General features: G+C 70.8%; 4 protein-coding genes. 3 read left to right on the top strand and 1 reads right to left on the bottom strand.

Annotation, left to right across the window (positions count from 1 at the left end):
• Window positions 1-241 precede the first annotated feature (241 nt).
• Window positions 242-913 carry a snapalysin gene (gene snpA, locus NQO67_RS10970; RefSeq protein ID WP_255949611.1) on the bottom strand — a complete coding sequence of 224 codons (672 nt, stop codon included), beginning with the start codon at window positions 911-913 and terminating at the stop codon, window positions 242-244.
• Between the two features lie 231 nt (window positions 914-1,144).
• Between snpA and NQO67_RS10965 the strand changes: the two genes are divergently transcribed.
• The 3 genes from NQO67_RS10965 (at window position 1,145) to metG (ending at window position 5,987) form a co-directional block, all read left to right on the top strand.
• Complete coding sequence (locus NQO67_RS10965) at window positions 1,145-2,197, top strand: LysR family transcriptional regulator (protein ID WP_255949610.1); 1,053 nt, start codon at window positions 1,145-1,147, stop codon at window positions 2,195-2,197.
• A 341-nt stretch (window positions 2,198-2,538) separates the two neighbouring features.
• Window positions 2,539-4,080 carry a VWA domain-containing protein gene (locus NQO67_RS10960; RefSeq protein WP_255949609.1) on the top strand — a complete coding sequence of 514 codons (1,542 nt, stop codon included), beginning with the start codon at window positions 2,539-2,541 and terminating at the stop codon, window positions 4,078-4,080.
• A 290-nt stretch (window positions 4,081-4,370) separates the two neighbouring features.
• Window positions 4,371-5,987 carry a methionine--tRNA ligase gene (gene metG / locus NQO67_RS10955; protein WP_255949608.1) on the top strand — a complete coding sequence of 539 codons (1,617 nt, stop codon included), beginning with the start codon at window positions 4,371-4,373 and terminating at the stop codon, window positions 5,985-5,987.
• Window positions 5,988-6,000 lie beyond the last annotated feature (13 nt).

Here is a 6,000-nt window from a genome sequence, read left to right as displayed (position 1 = left end):
CGGGGGGGGGGGGGGGGGGGGGGGGGGGCGGCGGGGGGGGGGGGGGGGGGGGGGGGAGGCGGGGGCTGGTGACGGCGGGACGGCTGGTGCCCTGTGAGCTGGCTGGTGTGGTGGGGGGTGTGCGGGGGGGGTGTGTCGTGGGGAGGTGTCGCGTGTGGGGTGGGGGGGGGTGTTGCGGGTGCGGTGGGGGGTGAAAGGCCGGGGCCCGGGGCAGGGCGGTGCCGGGCCCCGGCCAGCTCAATCAGCGCACCGTGTGCAGCTCGCCCGGCGACTTGGCGAGGCCGTTCGCCCAGAGCTGGTCCACGCGGGACCGCTCGGTGGAGTTCGGGTACGAGTTGGTGCAGGACGTGCCGGGGCCGCCGCCGGACATCAGCTCGCTGCACGGGCCGGAGTAGTGGTCCGGCAGGCCGAGGATGTGACCGGTCTCGTGGGCCACGATCCGGGTGTCGTCGTACTGCGTGGCCTGGGTGTAGTCGATGAAGACGTACCCGCTGCCGTGGCCGTCCGTGGAGGCGTACGAGCCGTTCGGGTCGTTGCCCTCGTAGTAGGTGAAGTCGGAGCCGCCGGACGCCAGCTTCACGTTGCTCACCGAGCTGTTCCAGTGCGACGTCGAGGCGGATATGTAGGACGAGAAGCTCGGCGCCTGGTTGGAGTAGTAGAGAGTGACGCTCTTGAGCTCGGGGTGTGCGGCCCGCTTCTCGGCGGCGATCTTCATGATGGCGTCGTAGAAGGCCTTGTTGTTGGCGGCGTTCTCGGCGGACTTCTCGTACTTCGCCCACGTCGCGGGCGTGCCCGTGGGAGCGCTCTGGGCGGCGGCCGGGACGGCGGTGCCGAGCGCGGCAGCGGCGAGGCCGAGGCCGGCGGCGAGGGCGACAAGTCTCTTGCTGGGCTTGCCCGTCTTGGTGCGTGCCATGTGGGGGGCTCCTCTTCAACTCCGGTGACCGTTCGAAGCTGTGGGGTGGTGAACGAACGGTCGGTACGTAGGAGTGTCACGGAGCGGCCCCACCTTGCGGATGATGGCACCTGGGGATAGCACGGAGCTATCAGCTTCCGGCTCGCACCCCGGTGCGGCCGCCAACTCGGTCGCTAGTAGGGCTTTTCACCCTCTGGCGCCACACTGGGGGCAGCCGTAGTCTCGGCAGGCATGGAGCTGGAGGTGAGGCACCTGCGCGTGCTGTGCGCCATCGCCGACACGGGAAGTCTGCACAAGGCCGCTCGTGAACTCGGCATGGCCCAGCCCTCCTTGAGCACCCAGTTGCGCCGGATCGAGCACGCCCTGGGTGGACCACTCTTCACCCGGGAACGTACCGGTTGTCGTCCCACCGCGCTCGGCCGCGCCGTGCTCAGCCGCGCACGGCCCCTGATCGCCGACCTGTCCGCGCTGATCACCGAGGCGCGGGCGGTCGCCGCCCGCACGCCCGGACCCCATCTGCGCATCGGTGCCACCGCGAGCCCGGCACTGGCGGGTTGGCTGCGCCGGCTGCGGTCCCGCCCGCCGGGCATCGAGCCCACCCTCCAGATGGACGTGTCCTCCAACGCGCTGCTGCGCATGGTCGCCGAAGCCCAGATCGACGTGGTGTTCGTGCACGAGGTCGAGGGCAGCCCGCTGCGCGTCCCGCGGGGCCTGCGGACCCGGGTACTCGTCGAACGTGAACCGCAGTTCGTGGCGATCGGCGTGCACCATCCCGCGGCGGCCGACCCGGAGGTGCGGCTCAGCGACCTCGCCGACGACCGCTGGATGGTGGACGCCACGGTGGACGGGGAACGGGACGCGGTGTGCCGGGTGTTCCGCTCGATCGGGCGGGAACCGCACATCCTGCACGGCGACTACCTGACCGCGTCCCACATGGTCGCCACCGGCGATGTGGTCACGGTCAGCCAGCCCACCGGACGCACCCGCCCCGAGTTCGTCATAAAGCCCCTGCACGGCGACCCGATCGGCGTCCGGCTGCTGCTCGCCGCCCGCACCGACGAGGAGCTGGACGGCGTCTTCGAGGAGCTGGAGGAGGCGTACTGGGAGGCGGCCTGGGAGGCACCGGTGTACCGGGACTGGCTGCGCCGCCGGACGTCGGCCTCGGGTCCCCTGAGGGCCGCGCAGTCCATCGCCGTGCCGGAACCGCGCGGGAAGGAGGACGTGCTCCGGGGTCCGGAGGCGTTCAGGGGCGCGGAGGCGTTCAGGGGGGCGAAGGCTCTTTGACACGGGACGAAGGCTCTTTGACACTCGGACGCGGGAGAGCGTGACGGTCCGATTACCGTGGCGAACGGGGCCGCTGGGGCGACGTCGGCGCCCATCGTCGCTGGTCGGCGCGTTGTGACCGGGTGGCGACGGTGGCCGCCCATAGCCCTTCACAAGATCACGTGGCGTGACCGCTAACCTTACGTGTCCGTCCTGGCCAGGGTTCTCCAGGATCGCCAAGGAACAGAGCACGACAACTCACGCGGAGGGTTGCGCACATGGGCATTCTCGGTCTCCTGCGGAATGCGTTCGGCCGGTCGCGCAAGGGGCGCGGGGCTGGGGAGGACGCGGAGCCCGCCGTTGTGGCTACGCCGACGTCTCCGGCAAGCGAGGGTTCGGAGACCGGGTCTTCAGCCACCGAAGAGGCAGCGGCTGCGACGCCGGAAGCCACGGCGCCGAAGGCCTCGGAGGCCGACGGGGCGGCCTCGGGAACGTCGACCGCGGAGAAGTCGACCGCAGAGAAGTCGACCGCGACCGAGGAGAACGGGAGAACGGCTGCGGGCTCCGGCTCCGCGAAGGCGGCCGAGGTGCCGACCGCCCGGCCTTCGCCCGAAGCGTCCGTGGCGGATGCCCTGGTGGCGTCGACGTTCGACCGGGTGACCCCGGAGACGTCCCGGCCGGCGGCACAGCGCCCGAGCGCCGGCGACAGCTCGGACGAGGAGGAGCCCGGGGACGTCACCCCCAAGACCGCCGAAGCCGCTGACGACGCCGACGACGCCGAGGCCGAGGCCGAGGCTGCCGAGCCTTCGGCCGAGGCCGCGGACGAGACCAAGCCCGTGGAAGACGCCCCCGAGGCCCCCCAGACCTCCGAGACCTCCGAGGCTCCGGAAGCGCCCGAAGCCGAGCAGCCGGCTGAACCGTCGGCCGACGAGCCCGCGGAAGAACCCGCCGCTGAAGCCGCTGAAGCCGCTGAAGCCGCCGAGGTCGCTGAGGCCGAAGAGGAAGCCCCGGCCGCGTCCTCCGTGGCCGCCGAAGCCGCGGAGGACACCCCCGCAGCCGCAGCGGACGACAGCGACAGCACGGAAGACGCCCCCGCCGCCTCCACGGACGCCGACGAGACCCCCACGGCGGCCGACGAGAGCCCCGCAGACGAGGGCGAAGCCGCGGAGAGCACCCCCGCAGCCTCCGCCGACGCCGACGAGACCACCGCCGACGAGGCCACCGCCACCGCCGACGGGGCCGCCACCGACACCGGCAACGGCTCGGCGCAGGTCGAAGAGCGGGCGCCGGGTCTGGTGGCCGCGTATCGGACCGCGGAGAGCGTGTTGGCGGAGAAGGGGCTGGCGGGAACGCGGGCCCGGGTGTACCTCGTGCTGGACCGGTCCGGGTCCATGCGCCCGTACTTCAAGGACGGCTCCGCGCAGAGCCTCGGTGAGCAGGTGCTCGCGCTGGCCGCGCACACCGACGCCGACGCCACCGTGCGCGTCGTCTTCTTCTCGACCGACATCGACGGCACCGGCGAGCTGACGCTGGACGCCTATGAGGGCAAGGTCGACGAGTTGCACGAGGCGTGCGGGCGGATGGGCCGCACCAGCTATCACCGTGCGATCGAGGAGGTCGTCGCGGACTACGAGAAGTCCGGCACCCAGGACCCGGCGCTGGTCGTCTTCCAGACGGACGGGCCCCCGGACACCAAGGGCCCGGCCACCCAGGCGCTCGCCGACGCGGCCGGGCTGCCGCTGTTCTTCCAGTTCGTGGCCTTCGGCGAGCACGACGCCAAGGGCTTCGACTACCTGCGCAAGCTGAAGGCCGACAACGCCGCGTTCTTCCACGCGGGGCCGGCGCCGCTGGAGCTCACCGACGCCGAGTTGTACGAAGGGCTGCTCTCGGCCTGGCGCCCGTAAGCCATAGGCGCCGAAGGTGCCGACCAAGGGGCGCGGGGATGGGGGTACCTCCCACGCCATTAAGGCAGTGGGGGAGCGACAAGCCACGACGAGACCGTCACGTCGGCACCGTCCCGAAGGGGCTGTTTCTGTCGTATCCGGACCACCAGGCCGGTGGGGGCTTGTCGCGCAGTTCCCCGCGCCCCTTTACCGGCGCCTTCGGCGCCCCCCGGGGGCACCGGGCGACTTCGCCCGGTCACCGTACGTTATCGATGTGAGTCGATCTCTGCCGGGCCAGTAGGATTTCGCCCATGGCGGCCACTGGATCAGAGCAGCAGGGTGGCAAGGCGTACTACGTCTCCACCCCCATTTACTACGTCAACGACGCTCCCCACCTGGGCCACGCCTACACGACCGTCGCAGGCGACGTGCTCACGCGCTGGCATCGTCAGCGTGGCGAGAAGGTGTGGTTCCTCACCGGATCGGACGAGCACGGCCAGAAGGTCATGCGCACCGCGGAGTCGAAGGGCCTCAGCCCGCAGGAGTGGTGCGACAAGCTCGTCGAGGAGGCCTGGAAGCCCCTCTGGGAGCACTTGGACATCGCGAACGACGACTTCATCCGCACCACCGAGAAGCGCCACACCGTCCGGGTGCAGGAGTTCGTGCAGGACCTGTACGACAAGGGCGAGATCTACAAGGGCGGCTACGAGGGTCCGTACTGCGTCGGCTGCGAGGAGTACAAGCTCTCCGGTGAGCTGCTCGACGGCGAGGGTGAGTACGCCGGTGAGAAGCTCTGTCCCATCCACAAGCGGCCGGTGGAGATCCTCAAGGAGGAGAACTACTTCTTCCGCTTGAGCGAGTACGGTCCCCGGCTGCTGGAGCTGTACGAGTCCCGCCCGGACTTCGTCCAGCCCGAGTCCGCGCGCAACGAGGTCGTGAGCTTCGTGCGCCAGGGCCTTCAGGACCTGTCGATCTCGCGCTCCACGTTCGCCTGGGGTGTCAAGGTCCCCTGGGACGACAAGCATGTCATCTACGTCTGGATCGACGCGCTGCTGAACTACGCGACGGCGGTGGGATACGGCGCCGACCAGGAGCGTTTCGACGCCACCTTCCCGGCCGACGTGCACCTGGTCGGCAAGGACATCCTGCGGTTCCACGCGATCATCTGGCCGGCCATGCTGATGGCGCAGGTCCTGCCGGTGCCGGGCCGGGTCTTCGCCAACGGCTGGCTGATGGTCGGCGGCGAGAAGATGTCGAAGTCCAACCTGACCGGCATCAAGCCACAGGACCTCACGTCCCACTTCGGCGTGGACGCGTACCGCTGGTACTTCCTGCGCGCCATCGCCTACGGGCAGGACGGCTCGTTCTCCTGGGAGGACTTCTCCGCCCGGTACACCTCCGAGCTGGCCAACGACTTCGGCAACCTGGCCTCGCGGGTGACGGCGATGGTCGGCAAGTACTTCGGCGGTGTGCTGCCGGAGGCCACCGCTGACGGTCCGGCGGAGACGGCAGTGCACGAGGGCCTGACGAAGGCGGTCGCCGAGGCGGACCGGCGGATCGGCGAGGAGCTGGACTTCTCGGGCGGCATCGCCGCGATCTTCGACTTCATCCGGCAGGTCAACGGCTATCTGACCGAGCAGGAGCCGTGGAAGGTAGCGAAGGACAAGTCCGACGCGGGCCAGGCCCGGCTGGCGACGATCCTGTACACGGCGGCGGAGTCGCTGCGTGCGGTGGCCGTCCTGCTGAACCCGGTGATGCCCGCCAGCAGCCAGAAGCTGTGGGACTCCCTGGGTGCCGAGGCGTCGCTGGGCGCGCTCGCCGACCAGCCGGTGGCCGGCGCCGCCGAGTGGGGCCGGCTGCCGGCCGGCGCGACGGTCACCAAGGGCGCGGCGCTCTTCCCGCGCCTGGAGGAGCAGCCGGCGCAGTGACCCGGACATAGCC

This window comes from Streptomyces odontomachi (assembly GCF_024435355.1).
Classification (GTDB): domain Bacteria; phylum Actinomycetota; class Actinomycetes; order Streptomycetales; family Streptomycetaceae; genus Streptomyces; species Streptomyces odontomachi.
Note: the sequence above shows the minus strand (reverse complement) of the source record. Positions and strands in the feature narration are given on the sequence as shown.

Excerpts from the sequence above, each read along its gene's own strand:
- snpA (WP_255949611.1), bottom strand. The coding sequence starts at position 913 with ATGGCACGCACCAAGACGGGCAAGCCCAGCAAGAGACTTGTCGCCCTC.
- NQO67_RS10965 (WP_255949610.1), top strand. The coding sequence starts at position 1,145 with ATGGAGCTGGAGGTGAGGCACCTGCGCGTGCTGTGCGCCATCGCCGAC.
- metG (WP_255949608.1), top strand. The coding sequence starts at position 4,371 with ATGGCGGCCACTGGATCAGAGCAGCAGGGTGGCAAGGCGTACTACGTC.